The following is a 25281-nucleotide window of genomic DNA, read 5'->3' on the forward strand; positions in this document are numbered from 1 at the left end:
GTTATTTTTTGTAAAGATGTTCCCGTATTTATGAGAATTTACTTATACTTAAGTTATGGAATGGAAACTTGAGTGTAGAGGGATATTACGATGTCAGATATTGAAAAAGTCGTTAAGCGCACTCGTCGGATAGAGAAACTATTGAGAGTTCAATATCATGCTGAAGGTAAAGGGCTTCATCAACTGATTACCAGTACTGAAGAGAGATTGCCTCATGATGTTATTAGTCGGTTGCGTTATATTGCGACAATAAGAAATAAGATCGTGCATGAAGATGATTTTCGTTTAGATGATAGAAAGGCGTTTTTATCTGTGTGCGACGCCTGTGAGAAAGAGTTAACCCCACGAGCTGGTCGGTTTATTTGGTGCATTGCTGTGTCATTAATGGCACTAATTACTCTTGCTGCGTTAGGTTTTTATTACGCTCATTGGGACAAACTTTCTGCACACTTATAACGACGCATCATCGATGCGATGATGCGTTAAAAACATTTTAGCCAATGCTCTCATGGTTAATTAAATGTTAACCATGTTACTTGTTCGATCTAATTGGTTTCAGCTAGCCAGTAATTTAGCTGCTTAGATCCAACTATTGCGATTAGTTACTGGACTAACATATCTATTTTCCTACACTGGCGACCTTCGTAACAAAGAGGAAGCACTATGTGGAGCTGGCTAATCGTCGGACTGTCTGGTTTAATTCATATCTCAACGGTCAATCATGAGAATAAAAGACTGTCTTACATCTCTAAGCCTATCACGCTTCTTTTTTTATTCGCTACCCTAGTGGTATCAGGTAGTGAAAAGCCACAATTTGTTTGGGTTGCCCTCGGTTTATTACTTTCCATTTGTGCTGATTTTTTTTGGTCGCTCTCTAAAGCAAAAGTTAAAGCTGCCTTTAGCATGTTCATCATTGCTTTTCTCTGTTATAGCAAAGCGTTATGGCTGCCCTTTAACGGAGAAATTAGCTGGTGGTTACCCTCTATTTTATTTGCAGCAGCAGTAATGGTGGTATTAATGCTGCTACCTCGACTGGATAAAGTGGTGCTCCCTGTATCTGTTATGGGGCTTATTCTTGTGCAAATGGTATGGGCTTCAATCGCAGTATGGTTAGTCGATCCAACAGCAAATAATTTGTTTGCTTGCGTTTCTTGTTCAGTCTTCATTATTGCGACATTGATTAGGGCGCTCAACATCTATCGACGTTCAACCATTCGGGCAGATATACTTTCTACCGCTGGGCTTTTCCTTGGCCACGCATTTATGGTTGCTTCCGTTATCATTTAAGACTTGTCGACACTTTTTAGTGTGGCTTGTTACTAACTGATATCCGTTTTATATTTATTTTTAAAATAAACGCGAGTTGAAATATCTTATCTTTTCGTAAATAGAAGATATTTTGTGCTATTCGCTGTATTCTCTATGCTTTAATGCTAGGAGGTTTTAATGGCACAGCAAATTCATGGGCACACTGTTCTCGATATTCTTTCTGAAAACTCCCTTACTAGAGAAGAACTAAAATCTTACCTTACTGAAAAGTATGGTAAAGATGTGCTTTTCCATACTTGTCAAAGTGAAGGATTAGACTTTGATACCCTGTTTGATTTCTTTATCAGTAAACAGAAAGTTTCCTGCGTAGCAGGTAAGTTCTCTTCTTGTGCTGCTAACAAATGCGCACATTGATGTTTAACAACACGGATTTATGAGTATTATTAAATTCATACCACCATTAATTGTTGAGATGTAAATAGCGATGGAATTATTGTCAGCAGCAACCATGCTGTTTTTAATTATGGATCCCTTAGGAAACCTACCAGTTATCCTTTCCATTCTTAAACATATTGACCCTAAAAGACGCCGAATTATATTGGTTCGCGAGCTCTGTATTGCTTTGGTGATATTGATGGCGTTTCTATTTGGTGGTCAGACAGTACTTAATTTCTTACATGTTCAGCCTGAAACCTTGAGTATCTCTGGTGGAGTCATTTTGTTTATTATTGCGATCAGAATGATTTTTCCTCAACCGGGTGGGGTTACAGGACTCGCCGCTGGTGAAGAGCCCTATATTGTTCCTATGGCAATCCCTATGATCGCGGGACCATCGGTCATGGCTTCTCTATTGTTACTTTCCAGCCAAGAGCCCGACCGCTTAGGTGATTGGGCGGCAGCCTTGTTGATTGCATGGGGAGCGAGTTTCGTTGTTCTTATGTTTTACAACTTTTTCCATAAGTTACTGGGGGAACGAGGCTTAAAAGCCGTTGAGCGCTTAATGGGGTTATTGTTAGTAATGATCTCTATGCAAATGTTGTTAGACGGTATTAAAGATTATATGGGATAGATAGAAGCGCATTTATTATGCGCTTTTTTTACATCATATGTTTTCGTCTGATATCAAGCAGCGAAAAAATACCAAAAATTAATATGGACCATTTTTCCCATCCACTGATCTCAATTTTGTCGCCAAAAGCTCCGATGAAAATGAGCATTTGCACCGCATGCATCATAAATAAAAATGCCGTCATAATGTAAAGAGCGATGGCTGCTTTACCGGGAAAAGGCATAAATAAATTTAGAATTAGAACCATCCACACAAAGGCAATGGAGATCTTTGCCAACATAATTAGTATTTTCATTTGCTGTTCCTTTGATAAAGTCTAAAACTTACCTGTCCTGCGGCCTTTTCTCTGTATAAGCTCCAGTGAACGGGTATGGCTGGCAAGGTAAGTTCTTTCTCTGTTTCTATGTATATCATGGCTTCATCACTTAGCCATCCATTCTCTTCAAGGCGTTGTATGGTCTCTTCTAGCAGACCCTGCCTAAACGGAGGATCGATAAACACGATATCATGGGCTGTGCCTTGCTGGTTTAAATAGTGTAGAGCATCTGTTTGTATTGCTGTAATTTTATCTGTTTTCAATAGGGCAATATTAGTGAGTAACTGTTGATGCGCTGCGGAGTTTAATTCTAGCATGACAACTTGCTCTGCTTGCCTTGACGCGGCCTCAAAGCCTAAACCTCCAGAGCCCGCAAATAGATCAAGACATTTTGCGTGAGGGAGATCGAGTGAAAGCCAGTTAAATACTGTTTCTTTTACTCTATCGGTAGTGGGGCGTAAGCCTTCAGCATTATGCACGGGAAGTTTTCTACCGCGCCAGAGCCCAGAAATTATACGAACAGAGCCGATAGATGCCTTTTTTGTGAGAGAGTTTTGTGGACGACGTCTTACCATAGATTTTTTGACCGCGAATAAAGTGATACTATAACCAGTTCGAAGTGTACCAATCATTGTCAAAAGATTTCAGTACTTTGTGCATTAATTCTGTTTCAATAACGAAACAGAGCAAGAAGCAGAGTCAAGAGTTGAAACTAAGACTCATAACAGTAGCAGTAAAATCTAGGATTTCTCCAGATGACGGAAAAGAAAAAACGCGGATTATTTTCATGGCTTGGTTTTGGTGATAAAGATGAGCAAGACCAAGAGACAACTCAGAATGAAACAACGGATCAGCAAGAGCAAGTTGAAGTTGAGCAGGACGAAGTTAAGCAGACGGATCTAGAACAGATAGAACCGAGTCAGCAGCAGGATAGCACTCGCGATAACGAACTCGAACAACAAGCAGATAGTGAGTTAGCGGCTGATGAACAAGAAATTGAGCATCAGTCTGAGTCCTCTGTGGTGGTTGAAGAGTTGCATTCTGAAGATGATATCAATGAAACGTCTGTCAGTAATGAAGAGGTTGAGGTTGCATCTGAGCAAGATGGCGCTCATTCTGCCCTAGAGTCAGAAGAGTCAGAAGAGTCAGAAGAGTCAGAAGAGTCAGAAGAGTCAGAAGAGTCAGAAGAGTCAGAAGAGTCAGAAGAGTCAGAAGAGTCAGAAGAGTAGAGTCAGAAGAGTCATCTCCGCGAGTGGTAGAACAAGAAAAGCCAACAGAAGGCTTTTTTGCCCGTCTTAAACGCAGCTTATCTCGTACCAAGCAAAATATTGGTGCCGGTTTCTTTGGTTTGTTCAAAGGAAAGAAAATAGATGACGACCTATTTGAAGAGCTAGAAGAGCAGCTTTTGATTGCCGATGTTGGTATGGATACAACATTAAAAATCATTTCAAACTTAACTGAAAAAGCTTCTCGAAGAGATCTTAAAGATGGTGAAGCGTTATACGGCCTATTAAAAGAAGAGATGAGTGAAATACTGTCTCATGTAGATCAACCGTTGACTGTTGATACTCAAAAGAGCCCTTATGTTATTTTGATGGTAGGGGTTAATGGCGTAGGTAAAACGACGACCATTGGCAAGTTAGCAAAACAGTTCCAAGCTCAAGGTAAATCCGTAATGCTTGCCGCCGGAGATACTTTCCGAGCTGCAGCCGTTGAACAGCTGCAAGTGTGGGGAGAGAGAAATGATGTTCCTGTTATTGCTCAACATACTGGCGCAGATAGCGCATCTGTTATTTATGACGCAATTGAAGCTGCGAAAGCACGCGGTGTTGATGTTGTTATTGCGGATACAGCAGGTCGATTACAGAACAAGAGCAACTTGATGGAAGAGCTGCGAAAAATTGTTCGTGTAATGAAAAAGATTGACGATTCAGCACCTCATGAAATCATGTTAACTCTGGATGCCGGAACAGGCCAAAATGCCATTAGCCAAGCCAAGCTATTTAGTGATGTGGCTCCTATAACGGGTATTACGTTGACAAAATTGGATGGCACAGCAAAAGGTGGTGTTATCTTTGCCATTGCTGATCAGTTCACTATTCCAATTCGCTATATTGGTGTTGGTGAAGGTATCGACGACTTAAGACCGTTCAATACAGATGACTTTATAGAAGCTTTGTTTAGCCGAGAAGAGTAATTGGGTCAAATTCTGTAGGTTATAGATTACGTCAGAGGAAAGATGGGTGATTAGATTTCAACAAGTAAGTAAAGCATATCGCGGAGGCCGCCAAGCACTACAAAAGGTGGATTTTCATCTAAGGAAAAGTGAGATGATTTTCTTAGGTGGGCACTCTGGTGCCGGAAAAAGTACTTTACTGAAATTGATTTGTGCTATGGAACGTCCCTCTGACGGAAGTATTCATTTTAATGGTCATGACATCACTAAGATTTCTAGCAAAGACATTCCTTTTTTAAGGCGAAACATAGGTATCGTTTTTCAGGATCACCGACTGTTAATGGATCGTTCTGTCTTTGAAAATGTCGCCTTACCTATGAGAATTGAGTCGGCAAGAGAGACAGACATTAAACATAGGGTATCCGCGGCACTGGATAAAATTGGCTTGCTCGATAAGGCAAAATGTCTGCCAAGCCAATTGTCTGGTGGTGAGCAGCAAAGGGTGGGTATCGCTAGAGCGGTCGTTAACCGACCTGCACTCGTATTAGCAGATGAACCAACAGGAAATTTAGATCCCGAGCTCTCTAATCGTACCATGCAGATATTTGAAGAGTTTAATCGCGCAGGTGTGTCTATCATTATCGCGACTCATGATATTAGCTTAGTGAATAGCCGGCCTCAGCATCGCAGGTTTGAACTTAATCAAGGCTTTATGAGCGAGGTTGAAGGGTATGGCCAATAAAAATCGCGCCAAGTCTGTTATTGAACATGACGGATTTTTTAAAGTTCATTTTCGACAAGCGAAAGCATCGCTGGCAAGTTTGTGGCTTAGGCCTTTAGGTAACATATTGACATTAGCGGTCATCGCGATGGCGCTGGCTCTACCTGCTAGCGGCTATTTGGTGGGTAAGAATATCGCTAAAGTTGCTGAAGGTGTCACAACACCATCTCGTGTAAGTGCTTATGTGGCAGAAGGTATCTCTGAAGCGCGAGTTATGGTGATAAAAGACCAAATGGAAAGCTGGGAAAATGTCGCTAGTGTGCAATATATCTCTTCTCAGCAAGGTCTTAATGATTTAAGTGAGTATTCTGGGTTTGAGCAAGCCATTTCTATATTGAGTGACTATGCGCTGCCTGCTGTTCTCGTTATACAACCCGCCAGCGAGCAAAATAGCGATATTCGTAACATCGCTCAGTTAAGTCAGCAATTAGATGATATTACCGATGTACGATTGGATGAAGATTGGTTAGCGAGATTAACCGCCATCCAAAATTTGGCGACCACGGTTGCTATTACTTTGGCTGTATTAATGTTGGCATCGGTATTCTTGATTGTGGGGAATACCCTTAGGTTTACAGTGTTAGCGCATAAAGATGAGATTCAAGTCATGAAGCTGATAGGTGCGACTGACAGCTTCATCTTACGTCCGTATCTCTACTCTGGTATGTGGTTTGGCTCAATTGGTGCTTTATGTGCATGGGTGTTAACGGCGGTTATCACTGTTTTGTTAAATGGTGCTGTGGAAGACTTGGCATTACTGTATGACAGCCAATTCCGCTTGATGGGATTAAATTGGGATGAATCTTTGTTGCTACTCATGCTAGGCACTTTTCTTGGTTTTATTGCCGCTAAATTGTCTGCACGTAAACATTTAAGAGAAATTGAACCAGTTTAACCGTAATTTGTCATAAAGATGGTGTTATCCATATAAGATATTCACTTTCGGCCTTGTTAAGCTGAAATATCTATGGATAATTAGCATCCCCTTATTGAAACTTTCTTTGATTAGGTTCAATATTGATGGGTTTAGAAGTAAAATATTACTCTTGGTAAGATTATTGAGGAATTGAATGGCAAAGCAACCGTATCAAATGGCTTTAGTTTCACAAGATAGCTTAGATAGCTATATTCGTTCAGCAAACAGCTACCCAATGCTAACTGCTGATGAAGAGCGTGAGCTGGCCGAACGATTACATTACAAAGGTGAAATTGAAGCGGCGAAAGGTCTTATTCTTTCTCATCTTCGATTTGTTGTTCATGTTGCACGTGGTTATTCCGGTTATGGATTGCCAATGGCTGACCTTGTTCAGGAAGGTAATATTGGATTAATGAAAGCGGTAAAACGCTTTAACCCGGAAGTTGGTGTTCGACTGGTTTCGTTCGCAGTGCATTGGATTAAAGCAGAAATACATGAATATGTATTGAGAAACTGGCGCATTGTAAAAATTGCCACCACCAAAGCTCAACGGAAACTATTTTTCAACCTACGTAAATCTAAGAAACGTTTAGGTTGGTTTAATAATAGTGAAGTTGAAACTGTTGCTAGAGAGTTGGGAGTTGAGCCATCGGAAGTTCGAGAGATGGAATCTCGCTTAGCCGCTCAGGATGCGACGTTTGAAATGCCAACGGAAGATGACGATTCAAGTGCCGGTTATGCTGCGCCTGTGTTGTATTTGGAAGACAAGCATTCCGATGTGGCTGATAATATTGAAGCAGACAACTGGGAAGCTCATACAAATAACCGTTTGAGCCACGCTTTGGCAACGTTAGATGAACGTAGCCAGCATATTGTACGTTCTCGTTGGTTGACAGATACCAAGTCAACGTTGCAAGAGTTAGCTGAAACTTATGATGTTTCAGCAGAACGAATTCGCCAGTTAGAGAAAAATGCCATGAAGAAATTGAAATTGGCTGTAGGTGAGTTCTAAACTCCAACGAATGTATTTATAAAAAACCGAGATCGATTGATCTCGGTTTTTTTATACCCAATAACTAGGGTTGAAAATGATCATAAATTGAGATCAAATGTCATTTCAATCTGTGTATAACTCTGTGGGAAAATGTTCAACGAGCTGTAGGGAACTGTAGTATAGACTGGTTTAAGAGCCATTATTCCATTGGGGATAATTATGGACATACTCACAGATAAAGAAAGATCATTACTACATATTGTGGATCTTTGATATCAAAAACACTTTATCAACGCAATCCACAAATTTATCCACAGATGATGATTTATTGATCAGTAAGTGGATAAAATGGTGAACATACATTTTGCCATTTTGCATATAACATTTTGACCATTAAAAAGGATAAGGCATGAGTAGTTTCAAGCAAATAGACTCAAAGGGAGCACAGCAGCTATTGAATGAAGATAATGCTGTCATGGTTGATATTAGAGATATGGGTTCTTTCGCCACATCCCATGCTGCGTCGGCCCGTCATCTTACTAACGACAATATCGTTGAGTTTATGAATGAAATTGATTACCAACAGCCGGTACTTGTGATGTGTTATCACGGTGTCAGCAGCCAAGGTGCAGCAGAATACTTGGTGAATCAAGGATACGAAGACGTGTATAGTGTGATTGGTGGCTTTTCTGCATGGCATATGGCAGGTCTTCCAACAGAGAGAGGGTAAATGCTTAAGTTATTGGTGATTGATAACCCTAGGGTTGCTCAAGCGTTCATAGATTATATGGCGTCACGACATATTGATATTGATATGATGCCGGAAGAAGGAGGCAAAGTTGCACTTTGGCTCAAAGAGGATCAGTTTCAACTTGAAGCTGAGTCTGAACTGAAACAGTTTCTGCAAAATCCAGCAGACAGGAAGTACCTAGCGGCATCTTGGGAGATGGCCGATAGTCGTACCCGTAAGTTTTCTTATCATACACCCAGTATGTTGAATATGATAAAAGCGAAAGCTGGCCCGTTAACATTACTGCTAATGACGGTTGCTATTGTATTGTTCATTGCGCAACAGATAGGCTTGGCTCAAGCGATATTTTCTTCTCTTCATTTTCCTGCATACGACAGTCAGAAATGGCAACTTTGGCGCTGGGTTTCTCACGCATTACTTCATTTCTCAGTGATGCACATTGCCTTTAACCTTCTTTGGTGGTGGCAGCTTGGTGGCGATATTGAAAAACGGCTTGGAACACTAAAGCTATTGCAGATATTTTTGGTTTCTGCCGCATTGTCTGGAGCAGGCCAGTATTGGGTCGAGGATGCTAATTTTGGTGGGTTATCTGGTGTAGTATACGCCTTGCTTGGATACACTTGGCTTTTAGGCAGTCGTGCACCGCAAAAAGGATTGGCCGTACCGAAACCAATCGTCGTCTTTATGCTGGTTTGGTTGGTATTGGGCTACGTTCAACCTTATATGGCGATTGCCAATACCGCGCATTTGGTGGGTTTGTTATCCGGTGTAGTACTAGGATGGTTAGACAGCCAAAAATCGTCGTGATAACTGGCTGTCGAATGCAGTTACTGGTATAAGTACTTGGTAAAAAGTAGATCGGCAATAAGCGTTCGTCCAGTCTCCACCAATAATAGACTATTGAGTTCATCTAATAGAGTTTTACGAAGCTCTTCCCTTCCAGCAAGGGTTTTGACCTGATCTGCTGACTGTTTTCCAATGATCTCAACAATCGTGTCTCTAATAAGAGGATCATGAGCTTCCAGATCAGCAATATAACTGTTATCCGCAACCATCAGATCAATACGAACTTGAAGATAACTAAGGACTTTTCCCTTAGTATAAATATTGGTCGTCATATCTGGTTCAAGCGTATAATAGGCAAAAGTAGGCCCTTGGTCAGCTTCTTCTTCCGCTAAAGCGGAGAGAGAAAACAGTGAACTGCAGGCAAAAATGAATAGTACGAGGTAACGTGTCAGCATATTTATGATTCTTTATTTTTATTCCGATTATCGAATCCCTTTGTTCTGCTACAATGTAGCGCAAAGGTATGATCGTATTTTGCGGCTTCTTTTACTAAAACCCAAGCATTAATTAATAAAAACAACTATGAATGAGCTGATTTCGCTTTACATTGCTGCTCTCGGAAAAATTGATTGGCAAGATATTAACCAGTTTGAACCCTCTGATAAAGTTTCGCTACCTTGGTTGCTTGAAAAGGGATCTTTGTCTCGTCGTTTAGAAAAAAAATGTGAAAAACTCACCGTTAATTTATTAAACAACATTATGATTCCCGCTAAATCTATATCTGAGAGTGAGAAAACACTGCTGTCAGATGATCAATGTCTGCTTCGCGAAGTGGTTTTGTTTGGTGATGAAGAAGAGTGGGTTGTCGGTAGAACTCTCATTCCTGCCAGCTCACTGGATAAGCAACCTTATGATTTAGCAGAACAGGGTGATATACCTTTAGGGTTGACGGTTTTTAGTGTTGATAATGTTTCTAGAGATGCATTACAGGTCGGCTGGGTTGATACCCCTTCTGGTAAACTGATTGCAAGACGATCGAGATTATGGATGAACGATAAACCGATGTTAGTGGCGGAACTGTTTTTGCCTCATGCCCCCATCTATTCAAAGGAGAAAGTATAGATGAGCTTTGCCAAGGCACGATCTTATTGGTTATTAATGAGAATGGATAAACCAATAGGGTCTTTGCTACTGTTGTGGCCAACATTGTGGTCTCTTATTATAGCTGCCAACGGATTACCAAACTGGGATGTATTGGTGGTGTTCGTTATGGGCGTTGTATTGATGCGCTCTGCAGGGTGTGTCATTAACGATTTTGCTGATCGAGATTTTGATGGTCATGTAAAACGCACGCAGTTTCGACCACTACCTTCTGGTGCTGTGACGCCAATAGAAGCGATTATCCTGTTTGTCTTATTGGCGGTTATCTCCTTTCTGCTTGTACTCACCATGAATGCTTTGACGATTAAGCTCTCTTTCATTGGTATTGTTCTCGCTTTTATCTACCCCTTTATGAAGCGGTTTACCCATTTACCTCAGCTGTTTCTTGGTTTGGCGTTTAGTTGGGCGATTCCAATGGCATGGGCGGCTCAAGCCAATGAATTGCCTCCTCAGGTGTGGTTGCTCTTTATTATCAATGCCATCTGGACGGTAGCTTACGATACTCAGTACGCGATGGTGGATCGAGATGATGATGTGGTGGTGGGGTTAAAGTCTACTGCCATTCTATTTGGTCGTTTTGATAAAATGATCATCGGTTTATTGCAACTTATTACCTTAATTCTCTTTATCTGCTTAGGTATGTGGTTACAGCTCGGCCAAGCATTCTATTGGGGAGTGTTGGTATCTGCAGGGTTGTTTGTGTATCAGCAATTCTTAATTAGACAAAGAGAACGAGATAACTGCTTTAAAGCTTTTCTTAATAATAACCAGGTTGGTTTGGTTATGGCGGCCAGCTTATTGGTGAGTACGTTCTAGTGCTTTGTTCATTTATCTCGAGTTGCGGCTAAATAGTCTCGTTCACACGTTTATATAAACAAAAAGGTTCTGATATTCAGAACCTTTTTGTTTTCTATGTGCGACGATAAATTACGGCTAATTGGAGCAGAGCTCCTCAGTACATGCCATCACTCTTCATTTTCTTGGTAAAGACTTTCTTGAATGGTTAGTTTTACCTCAGTAGAAACCAGATTAGAAAGCATATCTGCCAGTGATTGCGTTTTTTCAACGCAACACTTACCACTTATATCAATATACTTCTCTTCTTTTAAGGTATTGAACAAGAAACTAAATACCCCTTTATCAAAAAATTCAGGGGCGTTGATACCGTGCAGCCTACCTAGGCGCTGGGCAACTTCCTGACTTTTCTTCTCTAGCTGAGACTTATCTAAATCGGGATTGGAGCCGAGAAGATTAATGGCAATGGCGTAACGTTGCAGTGTTTCGGTAATTGTTCTACCTAACAACATTAGCGATTGAATGTTCAGGTCGTTAAGTGTGACTTGGCCATCTTTTGCGATGATTAACTGTTGTCTAGCTAACTCTTCAATAATGGACTCAACGACTTCAGTCACTTGTTCAGTGTCGTAACGCAAAAACAGTTCTTTCTTAAGGAATGGATATAATTGTGTTACTGATGTTTTAATCTCATCAACCGATAAGCTTTCATTCTGAACAATTAATTGTGCAATGAGTGAAGGGAGGGCAAACAGGTGAATAATATTATTACGGTAGTAAGTCATTAAAATTGATTGTTGACGATCTAGAGAGATAATATCCCCCATGGTGTCGGACTCAACCACAAACTTATCTAACGTGAGCGCGTGTTTTACCAGCTCTTCTGGACTCTTCTCTGGCAGTGTAGTTGTATCAGAGTAAGGGACATTTTTAAGCAGTGATAAGTAAGAATCAATTTGCGATACCAAGGTGTCTTTTGCTAAAGCCCGTTGTCTAGAAGCTAACAGTGCTGTCGCGCAAAGGGTAAGTGCGTTTGTAGCAGCAGCATTGTTAATATGAGTCATCATCTTAACCGCAAGTTGATTAACTACAGGTGTCATCCACTCAGGTCGTGGCGCATTTAATGGATCAATATCTTTTGTCCATTCGGGTGCGTGGTCATTGAGGTATTGATTCAAAGGAATCGGTTCACCAAAGTTGACATAACCTTGGCCAAAATTACGCAGCTTACGAAGCGTTTTTATCACTTGGCCAGCATTCTCTTTCTCTTTTCTTTTACCTCGAAGCTCTTTCGCATAGGTTGAAACTTCCATGACATGTTCGTAACCGATATAAACCGGTACCAGTGTTACAGGTCTATCTAGGCCTCTTAACATGGCTTGAATGGTCATAGCGAGCATGCCGGTTTTAGCCTGCAGTAAACGCCCAGTACGCGAACGGCCACCTTCACTAAAATACTCAACGGAATAGCCTTTACTAAACAGTTCGGCAAGATACTCACGAAAGATAGTTGAGTAGAGTCGGTTACCTTTAAAGCTGCGACGAATGAAGAATGCACCACCTCGACGGAAAATAAAGCCAGCAGGGAAAAAGTTTAAGTTGATACCTGCTGCAATATGCGGAGTGACCATTCCTTCGTTATACAACACATAAGAGAGTAGTAAATAGTCCATATGGCTACGATGGCAAGGAACATAGACGATCTCGTGACCGTCTTGAGCTAACCTTCGCACCGTTGCTGCATTACTAATATTTAGACCCTGGTAGAGTTTGTTCCATAACCAGCCTAGAATCTTGTCGCCTTTTTTTACTAGGGAATAAGAGAAGTTGGCGGCTATTTCATCAATAATGGAGTGAGCTTCTTTTTGTGCTTTTTCAAGACTAATGTTTTTACTTGCGGCCTCATCGGCAATCGCATTTCGTATCACTTCTGAATTTAGTAAGCGATCAAATAGTTGACCTCTAACTGGCAAGTTAGGGCCAGACGCCGCCATTCTCTGTCTAGAGAAATGAATTCTGGCGACTCGTGCTAACTTGTGAGCAATGGATTTGTCCGTTCCGTGAGAATCTGCCATGTACCGCAATGACACTACTGGGCTAAAACGAACCATACAGTCGCGACCTGCTAGCAACAGTGACATCGCTTTTTGTGGTGCGTTCATCGCTTTGAGATAGGGGCGTAAATCTTCTTCCTTACCTGGTTTCCGTCCCCACATCACCGTAATTGGGATCAGTTGAACATCCAAATCTGGGTCTTCATCATGCATCGCGAGCAGTTCACTAAACAGCTCGATAGAAGCGCTAGGCACATGTTTATCGTTTCGCAGTACGCGTGGGCGAGAAATGATATTGACGTAACGTCCCATCTGTTTGCCGTTAATCTCCAGAGGAGATAGAGGATCGGGCAAGCCAAGTTCCAGTGCTTTTCTTCTTAAAGTAAATAAATCCATATTGGAACGAAACGGAAGTGCATAAACGATCGGCTTATTGATATCTATCTTTAAGTCGTTAATAGGCTGTGATGGGATCACGGTACTCTTTACAAAAACAGAAAGAGGAAGTTTCAATAGCGAACGGGGAATGATTCGTTCAGAAGACATGTGCTTTTCGCCTCAAGTATATTCAGTATGCCGATGGTTCACTTACTATAGGGGTTTCTAGAGATTGCGTTTTATAGCAAGCTTTTTTGCGCTGCAAGGATATCAGAAACTGGTCTAACCTTTTATTAGAAAATAGCATGATGATGAATCTTTAATCACAATTTTGTCTATTAGCACGAAAAACAGCAGTTGATGAGAATAATTTTGTTTGAAAGCGTACCAGCATCGATAGAGTGGTACGCATTGTGATGTCATGAAAGGAACGGATTTAGGTAAGAGGGATAGAAGCGTTGTTCTGTTTTAATAGCCTTCCCCATATGGCGACCACCACCACCGCAAAAATCAATCTTCCCCAGAGAATAGCGTTAATATCTGCCCCCAGTAATAGAATTAAAATGGTATCTTCAATGATGCTATGACATAGACCTAAAAAGCCCATCACCAATAAGGTATCTCGTTTGCTAATATGTCCTTTTTTAACTTCATCAATGAGAAGCCCTGCGCCAAATGATATTCCCAATGTCATGCCAATAACGGTAATGTTTGCCGCTTCTTTCCCTAGAGTCAAACTGCGCAGCAGTGGCATTAACAGTTTGTGTAATAGGGCTTCAATCCCAAGTAGTCGGAGCAATCGCAATAGTGAAATCAGTGCCAGAAGAATAAAAAAGATAGAAACCAGCAGCTGTAGCTGTTCAATACACCACTCAACAATGGATAAAGAGTGGCTGGAACCGGGCTGCCAGATAAGATCAATGGGTTGTTGCTGCCATTGAAAATATGAGTAAGTGTGATGAAGAATAAAAGCCAACACTAACGCGCCGCCAACACGAATAAGTAGCGTATAACGCCATCGTATACCGAGTGCCTTGGCGATAGCACCTTCAATCGGCAGTGAGTGAGCTACAAGAATTAAGGTTCCTAAGACCGTAATATCAGCGACCGTGACCATCTGGTTTAACGCAATATTGTAGAAGACGATCATCGCGGCATAGACATTAGTCAGTAGTGCGACAGCCCAAACAATACCCATCTCTTCAGGTAGTCCAACCAATTGCATCACGGGTGATAAATAGTGAGCCAATAACTCTGTCGCACCAAAGTGATCGAGTATTTTAACAATAACAATGGCAGGTACCATTACCTTTATCAGCACCCAATAGACATGAGTGACCTCTTTAAAGAAGCTGATAAATTTAGAGTAGTTTAGTGTCGACAACATATTCCAATCCTTTGTATGAATTGTGGTTATTTTATGCGACTTTGTTAGAAATAATTGCAATTATGTTGGTCTATAATTTATATATATTCAATTTTTTGTTAGGAAAAGTTAATAATGTTTCTTGATCGCATTGATAAGGCAATATTGAAGATGTTGCAAGAGGATTGCTCCATTACCAATGTAGAGTTAGCTGAGCGTGTTGCTCTATCCCCGCCAGCCTGTCTAAAAAGGGTACAAAGACTGTTAGCGGAGCAAGTAATAAGTGAGCGAGTCGCTATAGTAAACCCTGAAAAGCTCGGCTCATGCTTACATATGGTTATTGAGGTTTATATGGAGAGAGACCGAAAAGATCTTAACAACGCATTTATGAAGCATATACAGGGTATTCCGCAAGTGAAGGAGTGCTATCAAGTGACCGGCGAAGTGGATTTTGTTTTGATCATTGAAGTACCTAATATGGCGGCTTTTGATACCTTACGAGAAGAGGTGTTTTATAACAATGACAATGTCCGTTCATTTAAGACGCACATTTCAATGAATAGAGCGAAGTACACAACGCAAACTAATGTCTACGCATGGGATGAGTCATAAACAGCAAATAGATCACCTCGTTCGACCCCAAATTTATGATGTGATTAAAAAATAACAGGTTTTCATTGCAAGATAATAAATACTGGATATACTCACAGTTAACTGTATAAAAAGACAGGTGACTTATGAAGCCGTTAACGCCCCGACAGCAACAAGTATTTGAGCTAATTAAAGACAAAATTGAAGTAACAGGTATGCCACCAACTCGAGCTGAAATTGCCAAAGAGCTTGGTTTTCGTTCTGCAAATGCTGCAGAAGAGCATTTGAAAGCACTGGCAAAAAAACAAGCGATCGAGATTATACCGGGAGCCTCACGTGGTATTCGAATTTTGTTGCAAGATGAGGCAGCAAACGAAGACGCAGGCTTACCATTAATTGGGCAAGTAGCAGCTGGCTCACCTATTCTTGCACAAGAGCATGTGGAAGCGCATTACCAAGTCGATGCGAACATGTTTCGCCCACAAGCTGATTTTCTATTGAGAGTCAGTGGCGAAAGTATGAAGGACATCGGAATTATGGATGGTGACCTATTGGCTGTGCATAAGACTCAAGATGTTCGCGATGGACAGGTTGTTGTTGCTCGTGTTGATGATGATGTCACGGTTAAGCGACTAGAAAGACAAGGTGCTACCGTGTTGTTGCATGCGGAGAACGAAGAGTTCTCTCCAATTAAAGTGGATTTAACCTCTCAACACCTAGCGATAGAAGGCATTGCCGTTGGTATTATTCGCAATACTGACTGGATGTAATAGTAACAAAGCAAAATTTCTTCTGTTGCAATTCTAAATAATAATCATTATCATCTGCTTTATTTGTTTAAAGAAGATGATAATGAATTTATTACACAATACGCCTTCATCTTCGAAGGCTGAATCCAACCAAAACTATCAGATTCCAACTCGGCTGTTGCAACCAATGTGGTTGAGGAGCAGAGAGAGTTTAGTGGATAACGGCCTGATTTATGACCCAATTGCCGCCAAAGCGTGCCGACAATGTCAGCTCTCTACTGAGTGTACTTCTGGAGATATCGACCAAAAGCAACTGTTGCATGCGACGTTAACAAAACTCTGTGATGACAAAGTTAATGATTTCTTGCGCCGGCACCCCAAAGCATGGGTATTGAATGTTGGAGCGGGGTTGGATACTCGCTTTTATCGATTGGATAACGGCTCATGTCACTGGATCGAACTGGATGTCTCTGAAAATCTTGTTTGGCGACAACGGCTTTTTCATAAAAATGAACGTTATCAATTAATTTGTGGCTCAGTTGATCACCTTGATTGGCTTGACTCATTAGTCATTCCTAACTCAGCACCCGTCTTAATCGTCTGCGAGCAAGCTCTGCTAGATTGCTCAATAAATCAAATTGCTTCATTTGTTCAAGTCTTAGGTCGCTACTTTGTTAATGCTCAAGCGTGTTTTGTTGTTGCTGGGGATAAATCATCGACGGTACTGGGGCAAAAAATGGGCTCTATTAATTATCAACATGGTTTTCGATCAGCGACAGACTCATTTCTACAATGGCTGCCGTGGATAAAGTCAGCGAAAAGTTTCTCTCCCGTTGATCAAGAGTGTGGCCGCTGGAAGTTATGGCATAAAGTCATTGCGAAATTCCCGTCTTTAAAGCATAGGCTTACGCCAAGTTTGATCGAATTCCGTTGGTAGGTTACCTATCTCAGAAGTGGTAGAACGTTTAAGTCTGGTTATTTAGATGGATATTTTACTTGAGCGACAGTCATTTTTTGCTATGTCATCGCCTGATAGACGTCGATGACAAATAGATTGAATGATAGAGCTAAGCACAATGTCGCGCTTAGCTCTATAACTGTTAAAACAGTCGATTGAGACCGTTTAGCGCTGCTACGCGGTAAGCTTCTGCCATTGTTGGATAGTTAAATGTGGTGTTGACAAAATACTCTATGGTATTTGCTTCACCTTTTTGTTCCATGATGGCTTGGCCGATATGGATGATTTCCGCAGCCCTTTCACCAAAGCAGTGAATACCAAGGATTTCTTTACTATCTCGGTGGAACAGTATCTTTAAGCTGCCGATATCTTTTCCAGCAATTTGAGCTCTAGCTAAATGCTTGAATGATGAACGTCCAACTTCATACGGTACCTTAGCCGAAGTTAACTCTTGCTCTGTACGACCAACGGAACTTATCTCCGGAATGGTATAAATACCGGTTGGAATATCATCGATTAAGTGGTTGTCTGCTTTACCTTTAGTAATAATCTGTGCAACAAAACGACCTTGATCATAGGCAGCACTTGCTAAACTCGGATAGCCGATGACATCACCCACAGCATAGATGTGTTCTTTGCCTGTTTGGTATTTTTTATTAACTTGTAGTGATCCCCTAGAATCTGGAGTCAGCCCAACGGATTCTAAGTTTAACTTGTCTGTATTACCGGTTCTTCCATTCGCGTATAGGATACAATCTGCGCGCATTTTCTTGCCTGATTGTAAGTGAACAATGACGCCGTCATCCGTTCCTTCAATTTTTTCATATGTTTCATCATTACGAATAATGACGCCACTATTCCAGAAGTGGTATGAAAGCGCGTCGGATATTTCATTATCAAGAAAAGAGAGTAAGCGATCTCGAGTATTAATGAGGTCGGTTTTAACGTCTAGACCCCGGAAGATAGAAGCATACTCACAGCCAATGACGCCAGCACCATAAATGATGATGTGCCTTGGATCATGCTCTAAAGAGAGAATCGTATCGCTGTCATAAATACGAGAGTGATTAAAATCGACATCATCAGGTTGGTAAGGTCGTGATCCAGTCGCGATGACAAATTTATCAGCGCTGTAGTAATCAAGGCTGCCATCTGCTTGCATAACCGAAACTGTATTGTCATCGATAAACTGCGCTTTACCAAAAATCAGGCTGCACTGATTTCTATCGTAGAAACCTTGTCTTAAACGTGTCTGTTTATCAATAACGGTTTTTGCATGACTTAATATATTGGAAAACGTAGAGTGTAAACTGGAATTGTTATGAGAAAACAGAGGGTTGCCGTTGTATTCAATAATTCGGCTAACTGCATGCCTTAGTGCTTTTGAAGGAATCGTTCCCCAGTGGGTACAACCACCACCAACACTTGATTCTTTTTCTATGATTGCGACATTCAATCCAGCTTTGGTTAATCCCATCGCTGCCCCTTCACCGCCTGGACCACTACCGATTACAATTACATCAAAGTGAGTTGATTGAGTCATTATCTTGTTCTTCCATGATTTTTAACATTGTTATAGCGAGATATTAACCTAATAATCGTTTAGGTAAATGCTCAGCACGTTATACAGTGGTAATGATCACGGAGTTCACGAAATCAAGCTCTTAGCCGCAATGAATTTGTTTGTCATTTTTCTAAACGGGTTTTTCGAGTTATAGTATCCGACTGTCATTGGTTAATTTGGTATTAATAAAGCTATGGGAATACGTGCTCAGCAAAAAGAAAAAACCCGCCGCTCATTAATCGATGCCGCCTTTAGTCAATTGAGTGCCGATCGAAGTTTTTCTAATCTTAGTTTACGAGAAGTGGCGAGAGAAGCTGGCATAGCGCCGACCTCTTTTTATCGTCATTTTAAAGATATGGATGAACTTGGTTTGACCATGGTTGATGAAGGAGGATTACTTCTTCGTCAACTTATGCGACAAGCTCGACAGAGAATTGTTAAAGAAGGGAGTGTAATAAGGACTTCAGTAGAGACCTTTATGGAATTTATTGAAAGTAGCCCAAATGTATTTCGATTATTGCTTCGAGAACGCTCAGGGACTTCTGCCGATTTTCGTGCAGCGGTAGCCAGAGAAATGCAACATTTTGTTGCTGAGATGACTGAATATTTGATCAGCACTGGCATGAATAAAGAAGAAGCAAGCATTCAGGCAGAGGCTTCGGTTATTCTAGTATTTAGCTCTGGAGCAGAAGCGTTAGATCTTAATAAGCATGAAAGAGAAGAACTTACCGAGCGGCTTGTTATGCAGTTACGTATGGTAGCTAAAGGCGCATACTGGTATAGAAAAGAACGTGAACGACAAAAGAATAGGATATAATTATGTCTAGTGACTCAACACCCGTAAATCAATATTCAGAAAGAAAAACTCTACTGTTGGCTGTTATTGCCGGTATGTGTGGCAATGCGCTGTTATCTTCAGTAACACTGAGTGAAGTTTCATTCTCTATTTTTCCACTTATCGCACTGGCCCTTGCGGCGCAAATGCTCTATCAAAACTACCTAACCAATCCAGTTGCAGAAGATATTCCTTTGTTGGGATTGGCTTGTTTCTTTGTCGGTGCTTTTGGTCACTCTGCATTTTTAAAAGCAAAGTACCCAGAAGTAGGCTCAAATTTCTTTGCTATTTTGGTGACCATGCTGCTATTGATGTGGGTTGGAAAAAAAATGGGCTATTTAAATCGTAAAGAACAGAAGTAGCAGAATAAGAATCAAACAAATGTAGAAAACGAGCTCATAAGAGCTCGTTTTTTTGTTGAGTATTAAGCCTTTTTCTCAAGAAAAACACCTGTCTCAATATGGTGGGTGTAAGGAAATTGATCGAACAGAGCAAAACGAGTGATGTTGTGAGTTTTGCTAAGCAAATCCAAATTCTCTTTTAATGTGTCTGGATTGCATGAGATATACACAATTCGTTCATAGCCTTGAACCATCTTACAAGTATCAATGTCCATTCCAGAACGAGGGGGATCGACAAAAATAGTATTGCAGTTGTAACTGCTCAAATCGATGTTCTGCTGTTTTAGCCTACGGAATTCTCTCTTCCCTTCCATTGCCTCAGTAAACTCTTCAGCCGACATTCGAATGATTTGCACATTATCGATTTTGTTGGCTGCAATATTAAATTGTGCAGAGTCTACCGATGGTTTTGCCAGCTCAGTAGCTAGCACGCGATCAAAGTTTTTGGCTAGTGCTAAAGAGAAATTACCATTACCGCAATAGAGCTCAAGTAAATCTCCGTGGCTATCATCAGTACAGTCTACTGCCCACTCCAACATCTTTTGTGCAATGATACCATTTGGTTGAGTAAAGCTGTTTTCGACTTGCTGATAGATCAACTCTTCGCCATGAACCTTTAGTTTTTCAATGACGTAATCTCTATCCAGTACCCGTTTCATTTTACGAGCTCGACCAATGATGTTTAAGTTAAACCCTTCATTGTTGAGTTGCTTTTTCAATTCCTGAGCCGCTTCAAGCCAAACGTCGTCTAACTGGCGGTGATAAAGCAGTGATACTAGTATCTCTCCACTAAGTGTCGACAAAAAATCAACCTGAAATAATTTGCGTCTAAGAGTGTCATTTCCTTTCATCGCCTCTAGAAGTAGCGGCATCAAGTCATTAATTAAACGGCTGGCGGCAGGAAACTGATCAACGCGATATTTTTCACGAGTTTTTTGGTCGAACATTATGTAGTAAAGCTCTTCGCCCTCATGCCAAACTCTAAATTCAGCTCTCATGCGGTAGTGTTGCTCTGGAGAGTCAAACACTTCTAAGTTCGGCACATCATATGGGGCAAACTGTTGATTTAGTCGTGCGACCTTTTCAGATAATTGCTGCTGATAGCTTTTTGGATTTACGTCAAGCGTGGTCATAGATATGCCTTTTACATTTACAAGGAGGGCAGATTTTATTCAATCTTTATCACTTGTCCAGTATTGATATTAAATTCTATAGCCTTGTGACCTCAATAAGCGGTTCTAAATGATCCGTTTTATGGGTAACGATTTTGTGCCGCTGAACTTTAGTATAGCAACGCGAAGCTAAACCTTATTTGGCCAATTAAGTTGTTGTTGTCAATTTTAACACTAGACAGTAACGGTATTGATACTTATTATCATGTCCGCTGGTAGACAGTTTACTATCAAGTAACTGTTTTAAGGGAATCTGGTGAAACTCCAGAACTGACGCGCAGCGGTAATAGAGAACGAGCATCTACGGGGAAACCCACACACTGCTAATTAAGGAAATAGCGGGAAGTGAGATGTAAGGCGATGTTGTCACAATATCATGCTCTAAAGTCCGAATACCTGCCAGTAAGTAGTGAGTGATCACTAATTAGGATATACGCGATTTAGGACAGAATAATGAAAAAAACGTTGATTGCGACGGAAGTAGTGTCGCTGCTTTTGCTCGCCCCTCAAATACACGCTGAAGAGACTCAAACTTCAACTTCTACAACAAACGCTCTAGAAACCATGGTTATCATTGGAAAAAGTGACAATATTAATAGCATTGCGGATATTCCCTCCAATATTCAAGTGATTGGTAAAGAAGAGATAGAGCGCAGTGGTGCTAAATCTCTTGATAGTTTGTTGCGCTCACGTGCTGGAATACAAGTTTCGGATAGCAACAGCGGGCCAGTTTTTTCAATAAGAGGGTTTAGCGGCAGTCAAGCTGCACACAATACGCTTATCTTGGTGGATGGCCGCCGTCTTAACAAACAAGACTTATCTAGCCCGAAGTTAAATACCATACTGCTCAATCAAGTTGAACGTATAGAAATATTATCTGGTAGTGCAGGCGTTCTTTATGGTGATCAGGCTGTTGGTGGTGTAATTAACATTATCACTCTAAATAACAGCCGTGACAGTGGAGATATTTCGTTATCTGCAGGCAACATGAACTCCCGTGCTGGTAGTGTTTCTATTTCTCGCTCTTTAGTGGATAACTGGCGTTATTCAGTTTCAGCAAGTCAGGATAACAGTGATAATTATCGTGATCACAATGCCAGAAAGTCGGGTATGTTGCTGGGAAGGTTGGACTACCAAAATAGTGACAAGGCCTTTTACAGCGAAGTTAGCTATTACGACAACAACAGAGAGTACGCTGGTAGCATGACTGAGGAGCAGTTTCATAAAGATCCAACCAAAGCTGATGAAACTAAGCCTGATGACCATCGCCATGAAATTACTCGAGCACTTCGTATTGGTTATGGACAAGACGTATCTGAAAAATGGGCGACCAATGCTGATGTGAGTCTGGATAGGATGTCTGCCACAGGTGTCTCTTGGAATAGCGGATTTAATACCAGTAACGACAATATCTCTGGAGCATTTAAGTTAGAAGGTATTATTGGGCAAAAACTCAATACTCTTATAGGACTAGATGTAGGTCGAAATGATTACAAATATAAGAGCTCCTCTATTAGCAGAGAAGTTGAACAGTTACTAACTAGTGTCTATAGCCAGTTCAACTATAAAATGACCGATCATGTTGCGGTCGTTGCTGGTGGTCGTTATGGGCGTGTACAGGATGATATTACCGATGCACAAACTTATGTCAGTGGCGAAAAACTGAACGAAGATGCAACCGCAGCGGAACTGGGGATCAATATTCGTCCAACTGCGAATACTCGTTATTACGTTAGAGCTGAATCTAACTATCGCTTTGCTAAAACGGATGAACAGGGCAGAACACCGGCAAGTGTTAAAGGACTAAAACCACAACTAGGTTACTCTTTTGAAGCAGGTTGGAACCATATCGGTGATGACTACCTGGTAAAGTTTGATGCCTATAATTTGCGATTAAAAGATGAAATTGTTTATGATCGCAACGCGGAGAAACCGACAGGAGCTAGCGGTAATGGTGCCAATGTTAATGCTGCTAAATCAGAGAGAAATGGCGTAGGGCTCTATTTTGATAAGTATCTAATAGACTCGATTCTTGTTGGGGCTGAATATAACTATGTGAATGCCAAGTTTATCGGTGGTGAAAACAAAGACAAAAAGGTTCCTTGGGTTTCGGAACATACTGGAAGGCTCTTTACAGACATCGATATCACCGAGGATGTACAAACTTATATTGAAGGTGCGTATGTTGGTGAGCGCTTCCACAGCAGCGATAATAGCAACAGCGATAAAAAACTGCCGTCATACTGGCTCGCAAATCTGGCATTAAACTATACCCTTGATGCATGGACTGCCAGCCTTCGTATTGATAATGTTTTGGATAAACAGTACGTTTCTCAAGCGTATGGCCATACTTCTTATTACGCAGGTGATGGTCGTAAGTTTCTGGTAACAGCCGCTTATCAGTTTTAATCATTTATGGAAGCCACCTAGGTGGCTTCTCGTTATTTCTTGTCATGGCAATACGATTCAGTATTATGACGCCATTCTTCTCTTTTAAATGAAATTCGCATGACAGATCATCCAAACCCTACGATCCTTATTTTTGATTCTGGAATGGGAGGGATTTCTGTATATCAACAAATCCAAAAGTCGTTACCTAATTGCAACTACCTATACGTATTTGACAATCAAGGCTATCCATATGGAGAACTTTCTCGCCACACGCTGATTAAAAGGGTAGAGAATTTACTCTCTTATGTTATCAAGCAATATTCGATAGATATGGTGGTGATTGCGTGTAATACAGCAAGTACAGTGGTATTGCCAACCCTCAGAGAAAAATTTGAAATACCTATTGTTGGTGTTGTTCCTGCAATTAAGCCGGCCGCAATCCTAGCAAAAACAGCAATTGGTCTTTTAGCCACTCCCGCAACAGTAGAGAGAGAATACACCCATCAACTCATTGCTCAGTTTTCGCAGAATATACCAGTAACACTTATTGGCTCTACTGAACTGGTGGATATGGCAGAGATGAAGTTGAGAGGACATTCAGTAAACATACATTTGCTGACACAGATATTATCGCCATTAAAAAATAGTGTTGATGTGGTCGTGCTAGGTTGCACACATTTTCCTTTGATTAAGGAAGAGATATCTCAAGTATTAGGAGAGAGTACTAAATTGGTTGACTCTGGGGATGCTATCGCACGAAGAGTGGTGACACTAATATCGTCGTCAACTGAAATAGAAAATAGAGAGAAGAACAAAATATATTCTAGTGCAACCCCCTTTGAAGAGGCTGCACTAAATTTAACACTATCAAAATTAGGTTTTGATATTATTGAGACGCTTCCGATTCTGGATGCTTAGGATCATTAGCAATACGAACTTTTAAAGTCCGTTGCATATAGTCTTTGTCATTTAAAGAAGAGATGGTTTTTTCTGCGTCACTGCTTGCGACAACAACAAAACCAAAACCACGTCTTTTTCCTGTTCGCTTATCTTTCATTAAGCGAACTGCAAATACTTCACCATACTCCGAGAATAACTGGCGCACGTTTGCTTCATTTGCCTTATAAGGGAGGTTTCCTACGTAAAGTGTTTTTGTAGAAGGTTTGCCTTTTGATACTGTAGAAGAAGTAGAACTAGAAATATTTAGCACAGCAGCAGTAGCAATTACACCGATGATAAAAGATATTGCCGGAGAAACCATTATTTGAGAAAAGACAACGGTTCCTAATATGGCAACAGTGATAATTAAGAAAATAGTTTTTTTAGAGTCCATAAATGAATACAACATTTAGTGAGTTAATAGAATAAAAGCTTTTTAATGATTTATTAAATAGCTTTTGAATCTTACGTTTAACCCTGACTAATTGCCAACCTATTGGTGTGACGGTGTTCAAATGTTGAAATTTTATTCAAATTATATTGGTTTGCTGTTTTTTTCAGCAGTTAAAAATTATTTCGCAAAAAGATCTTGCTAGTAATAAATTCCTCCCTATAATGCGCCACACCAACACGAGATGAGCGATTAAATTCATTATCTTGTTTAGGTTGAGAAAAGAGTTTTAAAAACTTCTTGACTCACAAAATTGGAAGCGTAGAATACGCATCCCTAACTGCTTCAGGCTTGAGAAATAGCATGTTCAGTTAAACGCTCTTTAACAATTTAAACCTATCAATCTGTGTGGGCACTCGTTGATGACAATCGAAGATGATTCTCTGCTTTCGGGCACGAAATCAACAACGGTTTCAAT

General features: G+C 40.8%; 26 protein-coding genes, 1 pseudogene and 1 riboswitch. Of the genes and pseudogenes, 19 read left to right on the forward strand and 8 right to left on the reverse strand.

Translation table 11 applies throughout. From position 1 onward, the window contains the following. The first annotated feature begins 90 nt into the window (after positions 1-90). From F0227_RS19810 to F0227_RS19825, 4 genes are all read left to right on the forward strand, one after another. Entirely contained in the window at positions 91-456 is a 366-nt protein-coding gene (locus F0227_RS19810) for a DUF4145 domain-containing protein (RefSeq protein WP_171754984.1), read from the forward strand. Positions 457-663: 207 nt separating this feature from the next. Beyond that, positions 664-1287, forward strand: coding sequence for a lysoplasmalogenase (locus F0227_RS19815; RefSeq protein ID WP_171754985.1), 624 nt, complete (start codon positions 664-666; stop codon positions 1285-1287). Between the two features lie 159 nt (positions 1288-1446). After that, positions 1447-1683, forward strand: a complete 237-nt coding sequence (locus F0227_RS19820; protein WP_171754986.1) for a YecH family metal-binding protein — start codon at positions 1447-1449, stop codon at positions 1681-1683. A 70-nt stretch (positions 1684-1753) separates the two neighbouring features. Next, the gene (locus tag F0227_RS19825; RefSeq protein WP_171754987.1) at positions 1754-2338 is read left to right on the forward strand and encodes a YhgN family NAAT transporter; all 585 of its coding nucleotides are present in this window, start codon (positions 1754-1756) and stop codon (positions 2336-2338) included. A gap of 28 nt (positions 2339-2366) precedes the next feature. On the opposite strand, the gene F0227_RS19830 is transcribed toward F0227_RS19825, so the two are convergent. Both F0227_RS19830 and rsmD read right to left on the reverse strand, forming a co-directional pair. Continuing rightward, positions 2367-2633, reverse strand: a complete 267-nt coding sequence (locus F0227_RS19830) for a DUF1145 domain-containing protein (RefSeq protein WP_171754988.1) — start codon at positions 2631-2633, stop codon at positions 2367-2369. Further along, entirely contained in the window at positions 2630-3229 is a 600-nt protein-coding gene (gene rsmD, locus F0227_RS19835; protein ID WP_171754989.1) for a 16S rRNA (guanine(966)-N(2))-methyltransferase RsmD, read from the reverse strand. Before rsmD ends, F0227_RS19830 begins: the two co-directional genes overlap by 4 nt. Before the next feature lie 180 nt (positions 3230-3409). On the opposite strand from rsmD, the pseudogene ftsY reads away from it, so the two are divergent. The 6 genes and pseudogenes from ftsY to glpG all read left to right on the forward strand — a co-directional run bounded on the left by ftsY (position 3410) and on the right by glpG (position 9079). Next, a pseudogene (ftsY, locus tag F0227_RS19840) lies at positions 3410-4851 on the forward strand (signal recognition particle-docking protein FtsY). A 46-nt stretch (positions 4852-4897) separates the two neighbouring features. After that, positions 4898-5572, forward strand: coding sequence for a cell division ATP-binding protein FtsE (ftsE, locus tag F0227_RS19845; RefSeq protein ID WP_171754990.1), 675 nt, complete (start codon positions 4898-4900; stop codon positions 5570-5572). Beyond that, positions 5562-6506, forward strand: a complete 945-nt coding sequence (ftsX, locus tag F0227_RS19850; protein WP_171754991.1) for a permease-like cell division protein FtsX — start codon at positions 5562-5564, stop codon at positions 6504-6506. The genes ftsE and ftsX overlap by 11 nt, the downstream gene beginning before the upstream one ends. Positions 6507-6681: 175 nt before the next feature. Further along, the gene (rpoH, locus tag F0227_RS19855) at positions 6682-7539 is read left to right on the forward strand and encodes an RNA polymerase sigma factor RpoH (RefSeq protein WP_171754992.1); all 858 of its coding nucleotides are present in this window, start codon (positions 6682-6684) and stop codon (positions 7537-7539) included. A gap of 391 nt (positions 7540-7930) precedes the next feature. Continuing rightward, positions 7931-8251, forward strand: a complete 321-nt coding sequence (gene glpE / locus F0227_RS19860) for a thiosulfate sulfurtransferase GlpE (RefSeq protein WP_171754993.1) — start codon at positions 7931-7933, stop codon at positions 8249-8251. Beyond that, positions 8252-9079, forward strand: a complete 828-nt coding sequence (glpG, locus tag F0227_RS19865; RefSeq protein WP_171754994.1) for a rhomboid family intramembrane serine protease GlpG — start codon at positions 8252-8254, stop codon at positions 9077-9079. A 20-nt stretch (positions 9080-9099) separates the two neighbouring features. Here glpG and F0227_RS19870 read toward each other — a convergent pair whose 3' ends face one another. Next, the gene (locus F0227_RS19870) at positions 9100-9513 is read right to left on the reverse strand and encodes a flagellar basal body-associated protein FliL (RefSeq protein WP_171754995.1); all 414 of its coding nucleotides are present in this window, start codon (positions 9511-9513) and stop codon (positions 9100-9102) included. A gap of 127 nt (positions 9514-9640) precedes the next feature. Here F0227_RS19870 and F0227_RS19875 point away from each other — a divergent pair, with 127 nt between their 5' ends. Together F0227_RS19875 and ubiA are read left to right on the forward strand one after the other, a co-directional pair. Continuing rightward, complete coding sequence (locus F0227_RS19875) at positions 9641-10180, forward strand: chorismate lyase (protein WP_171754996.1); 540 nt, start codon at positions 9641-9643, stop codon at positions 10178-10180. Beyond that, on the forward strand, positions 10181-11035 hold the full coding sequence (gene ubiA, locus F0227_RS19880) for a 4-hydroxybenzoate octaprenyltransferase (RefSeq protein WP_171754997.1): 855 nt from the start codon (positions 10181-10183) through the stop codon (positions 11033-11035). 149 nt (positions 11036-11184) lie between these two features. Here ubiA and plsB read toward each other — a convergent pair whose 3' ends face one another. Next, positions 11185-13614: a glycerol-3-phosphate 1-O-acyltransferase PlsB gene (gene plsB, locus F0227_RS19885; RefSeq protein ID WP_171754998.1), complete on the reverse strand. Its 2430-nt coding sequence runs from the start codon at positions 13612-13614 to the stop codon at positions 11185-11187. 268 nt (positions 13615-13882) lie between these two features. After that, on the reverse strand, positions 13883-14833 hold the full coding sequence (locus F0227_RS19890; protein WP_171754999.1) for a nucleoside recognition domain-containing protein: 951 nt from the start codon (positions 14831-14833) through the stop codon (positions 13883-13885). A gap of 114 nt (positions 14834-14947) precedes the next feature. Here F0227_RS19890 and F0227_RS19895 point away from each other — a divergent pair, with 114 nt between their 5' ends. The 3 genes from F0227_RS19895 to F0227_RS19905 all read left to right on the forward strand — a co-directional run bounded on the left by F0227_RS19895 (position 14948) and on the right by F0227_RS19905 (position 17089). Beyond that, entirely contained in the window at positions 14948-15424 is a 477-nt protein-coding gene (locus F0227_RS19895; RefSeq protein ID WP_171755000.1) for an Lrp/AsnC family transcriptional regulator, read from the forward strand. A 125-nt stretch (positions 15425-15549) separates the two neighbouring features. Continuing rightward, positions 15550-16173 carry a transcriptional repressor LexA gene (gene lexA / locus F0227_RS19900; protein WP_171755001.1) on the forward strand — a complete coding sequence of 208 codons (624 nt, stop codon included), beginning with the start codon at positions 15550-15552 and terminating at the stop codon, positions 16171-16173. 82 nt (positions 16174-16255) lie between these two features. Continuing rightward, on the forward strand, positions 16256-17089 hold the full coding sequence (locus tag F0227_RS19905) for a class I SAM-dependent methyltransferase (RefSeq protein ID WP_253822140.1): 834 nt from the start codon (positions 16256-16258) through the stop codon (positions 17087-17089). A 163-nt stretch (positions 17090-17252) separates the two neighbouring features. Here the strand turns inward: F0227_RS19905 and sthA are convergent, their stop codons facing one another. Then, the gene (gene sthA / locus F0227_RS19910) at positions 17253-18653 is read right to left on the reverse strand and encodes a Si-specific NAD(P)(+) transhydrogenase (protein ID WP_171755003.1); all 1401 of its coding nucleotides are present in this window, start codon (positions 18651-18653) and stop codon (positions 17253-17255) included. A gap of 214 nt (positions 18654-18867) precedes the next feature. Here sthA and fabR point away from each other — a divergent pair, with 214 nt between their 5' ends. Together fabR and F0227_RS19920 are read left to right on the forward strand one after the other, a co-directional pair. Further along, entirely contained in the window at positions 18868-19491 is a 624-nt protein-coding gene (gene fabR, locus F0227_RS19915) for an HTH-type transcriptional repressor FabR (protein WP_171755004.1), read from the forward strand. A gap of 2 nt (positions 19492-19493) precedes the next feature. Next, the gene (locus tag F0227_RS19920; protein WP_171755005.1) at positions 19494-19871 is read left to right on the forward strand and encodes a YijD family membrane protein; all 378 of its coding nucleotides are present in this window, start codon (positions 19494-19496) and stop codon (positions 19869-19871) included. Positions 19872-19933: 62 nt separating this feature from the next. Here the strand turns inward: F0227_RS19920 and trmA are convergent, their stop codons facing one another. Next, positions 19934-21043: a tRNA (uridine(54)-C5)-methyltransferase TrmA gene (gene trmA / locus F0227_RS19925; protein ID WP_171755006.1), complete on the reverse strand. Its 1110-nt coding sequence runs from the start codon at positions 21041-21043 to the stop codon at positions 19934-19936. A gap of 235 nt (positions 21044-21278) precedes the next feature. Next, a riboswitch (cobalamin riboswitch) is annotated at positions 21279-21501 on the forward strand. Between the two features lie 34 nt (positions 21502-21535). Between trmA and F0227_RS19930 the strand changes: the two genes are divergently transcribed. After that, complete coding sequence (locus F0227_RS19930) at positions 21536-23491, forward strand: TonB-dependent receptor (protein ID WP_171755007.1); 1956 nt, start codon at positions 21536-21538, stop codon at positions 23489-23491. 99 nt (positions 23492-23590) lie between these two features. Next, a complete protein-coding gene (gene murI / locus F0227_RS19935) occupies positions 23591-24391 on the forward strand; it encodes a glutamate racemase (protein WP_171755008.1) in 801 nt (266 codons plus the stop codon). Here murI and F0227_RS19940 read toward each other — a convergent pair. After that, complete coding sequence (locus F0227_RS19940) at positions 24360-24806, reverse strand: RNA-binding protein (RefSeq protein ID WP_171755009.1); 447 nt, start codon at positions 24804-24806, stop codon at positions 24360-24362. The genes murI and F0227_RS19940 overlap by 32 nt on opposite strands. Positions 24807-25281 lie beyond the last annotated feature (475 nt).

The sequence above is a fragment of the Vibrio sp. 99-8-1 genome (genome assembly GCF_013114595.1).
Classification (GTDB): Bacteria; Pseudomonadota; Gammaproteobacteria; order Enterobacterales; family Vibrionaceae; genus Vibrio.

Excerpts from the sequence above, each read along its gene's own strand:
- ftsX (WP_171754991.1), top strand. The coding sequence starts at position 5,562 with ATGGCCAATAAAAATCGCGCCAAGTCTGTTATTGAACATGACGGATTT.
- lexA (WP_171755001.1), top strand. The coding sequence starts at position 15,550 with ATGAAGCCGTTAACGCCCCGACAGCAACAAGTATTTGAGCTAATTAAA.
- F0227_RS19830 (WP_171754988.1), bottom strand. The coding sequence starts at position 2,633 with ATGAAAATACTAATTATGTTGGCAAAGATCTCCATTGCCTTTGTGTGG.
- F0227_RS19940 (WP_171755009.1), bottom strand. The coding sequence starts at position 24,806 with ATGGACTCTAAAAAAACTATTTTCTTAATTATCACTGTTGCCATATTA.
- fabR (WP_171755004.1), top strand. The coding sequence starts at position 18,868 with ATGGGAATACGTGCTCAGCAAAAAGAAAAAACCCGCCGCTCATTAATC.
- sthA (WP_171755003.1), bottom strand. The coding sequence starts at position 18,653 with ATGACTCAATCAACTCACTTTGATGTAATTGTAATCGGTAGTGGTCCA.
- plsB (WP_171754998.1), bottom strand. The coding sequence starts at position 13,614 with ATGTCTTCTGAACGAATCATTCCCCGTTCGCTATTGAAACTTCCTCTT.
- glpG (WP_171754994.1), top strand. The coding sequence starts at position 8,252 with ATGCTTAAGTTATTGGTGATTGATAACCCTAGGGTTGCTCAAGCGTTC.
- rsmD (WP_171754989.1), bottom strand. The coding sequence starts at position 3,229 with ATGGTAAGACGTCGTCCACAAAACTCTCTCACAAAAAAGGCATCTATC.
- F0227_RS19920 (WP_171755005.1), top strand. The coding sequence starts at position 19,494 with ATGTCTAGTGACTCAACACCCGTAAATCAATATTCAGAAAGAAAAACT.
- F0227_RS19890 (WP_171754999.1), bottom strand. The coding sequence starts at position 14,833 with ATGTTGTCGACACTAAACTACTCTAAATTTATCAGCTTCTTTAAAGAG.
- ubiA (WP_171754997.1), top strand. The coding sequence starts at position 10,181 with ATGAGCTTTGCCAAGGCACGATCTTATTGGTTATTAATGAGAATGGAT.
- F0227_RS19820 (WP_171754986.1), top strand. The coding sequence starts at position 1,447 with ATGGCACAGCAAATTCATGGGCACACTGTTCTCGATATTCTTTCTGAA.
- F0227_RS19815 (WP_171754985.1), top strand. The coding sequence starts at position 664 with ATGTGGAGCTGGCTAATCGTCGGACTGTCTGGTTTAATTCATATCTCA.
- rpoH (WP_171754992.1), top strand. The coding sequence starts at position 6,682 with ATGGCAAAGCAACCGTATCAAATGGCTTTAGTTTCACAAGATAGCTTA.
- F0227_RS19905 (WP_253822140.1), top strand. The coding sequence starts at position 16,256 with ATGAATTTATTACACAATACGCCTTCATCTTCGAAGGCTGAATCCAAC.
- glpE (WP_171754993.1), top strand. The coding sequence starts at position 7,931 with ATGAGTAGTTTCAAGCAAATAGACTCAAAGGGAGCACAGCAGCTATTG.
- F0227_RS19875 (WP_171754996.1), top strand. The coding sequence starts at position 9,641 with ATGAATGAGCTGATTTCGCTTTACATTGCTGCTCTCGGAAAAATTGAT.
- F0227_RS19810 (WP_171754984.1), top strand. The coding sequence starts at position 91 with ATGTCAGATATTGAAAAAGTCGTTAAGCGCACTCGTCGGATAGAGAAA.
- trmA (WP_171755006.1), bottom strand. The coding sequence starts at position 21,043 with ATGACCACGCTTGACGTAAATCCAAAAAGCTATCAGCAGCAATTATCT.
- F0227_RS19895 (WP_171755000.1), top strand. The coding sequence starts at position 14,948 with ATGTTTCTTGATCGCATTGATAAGGCAATATTGAAGATGTTGCAAGAG.
- F0227_RS19870 (WP_171754995.1), bottom strand. The coding sequence starts at position 9,513 with ATGCTGACACGTTACCTCGTACTATTCATTTTTGCCTGCAGTTCACTG.
- murI (WP_171755008.1), top strand. The coding sequence starts at position 23,591 with ATGACAGATCATCCAAACCCTACGATCCTTATTTTTGATTCTGGAATG.
- F0227_RS19930 (WP_171755007.1), top strand. The coding sequence starts at position 21,536 with ATGAAAAAAACGTTGATTGCGACGGAAGTAGTGTCGCTGCTTTTGCTC.
- F0227_RS19825 (WP_171754987.1), top strand. The coding sequence starts at position 1,754 with ATGGAATTATTGTCAGCAGCAACCATGCTGTTTTTAATTATGGATCCC.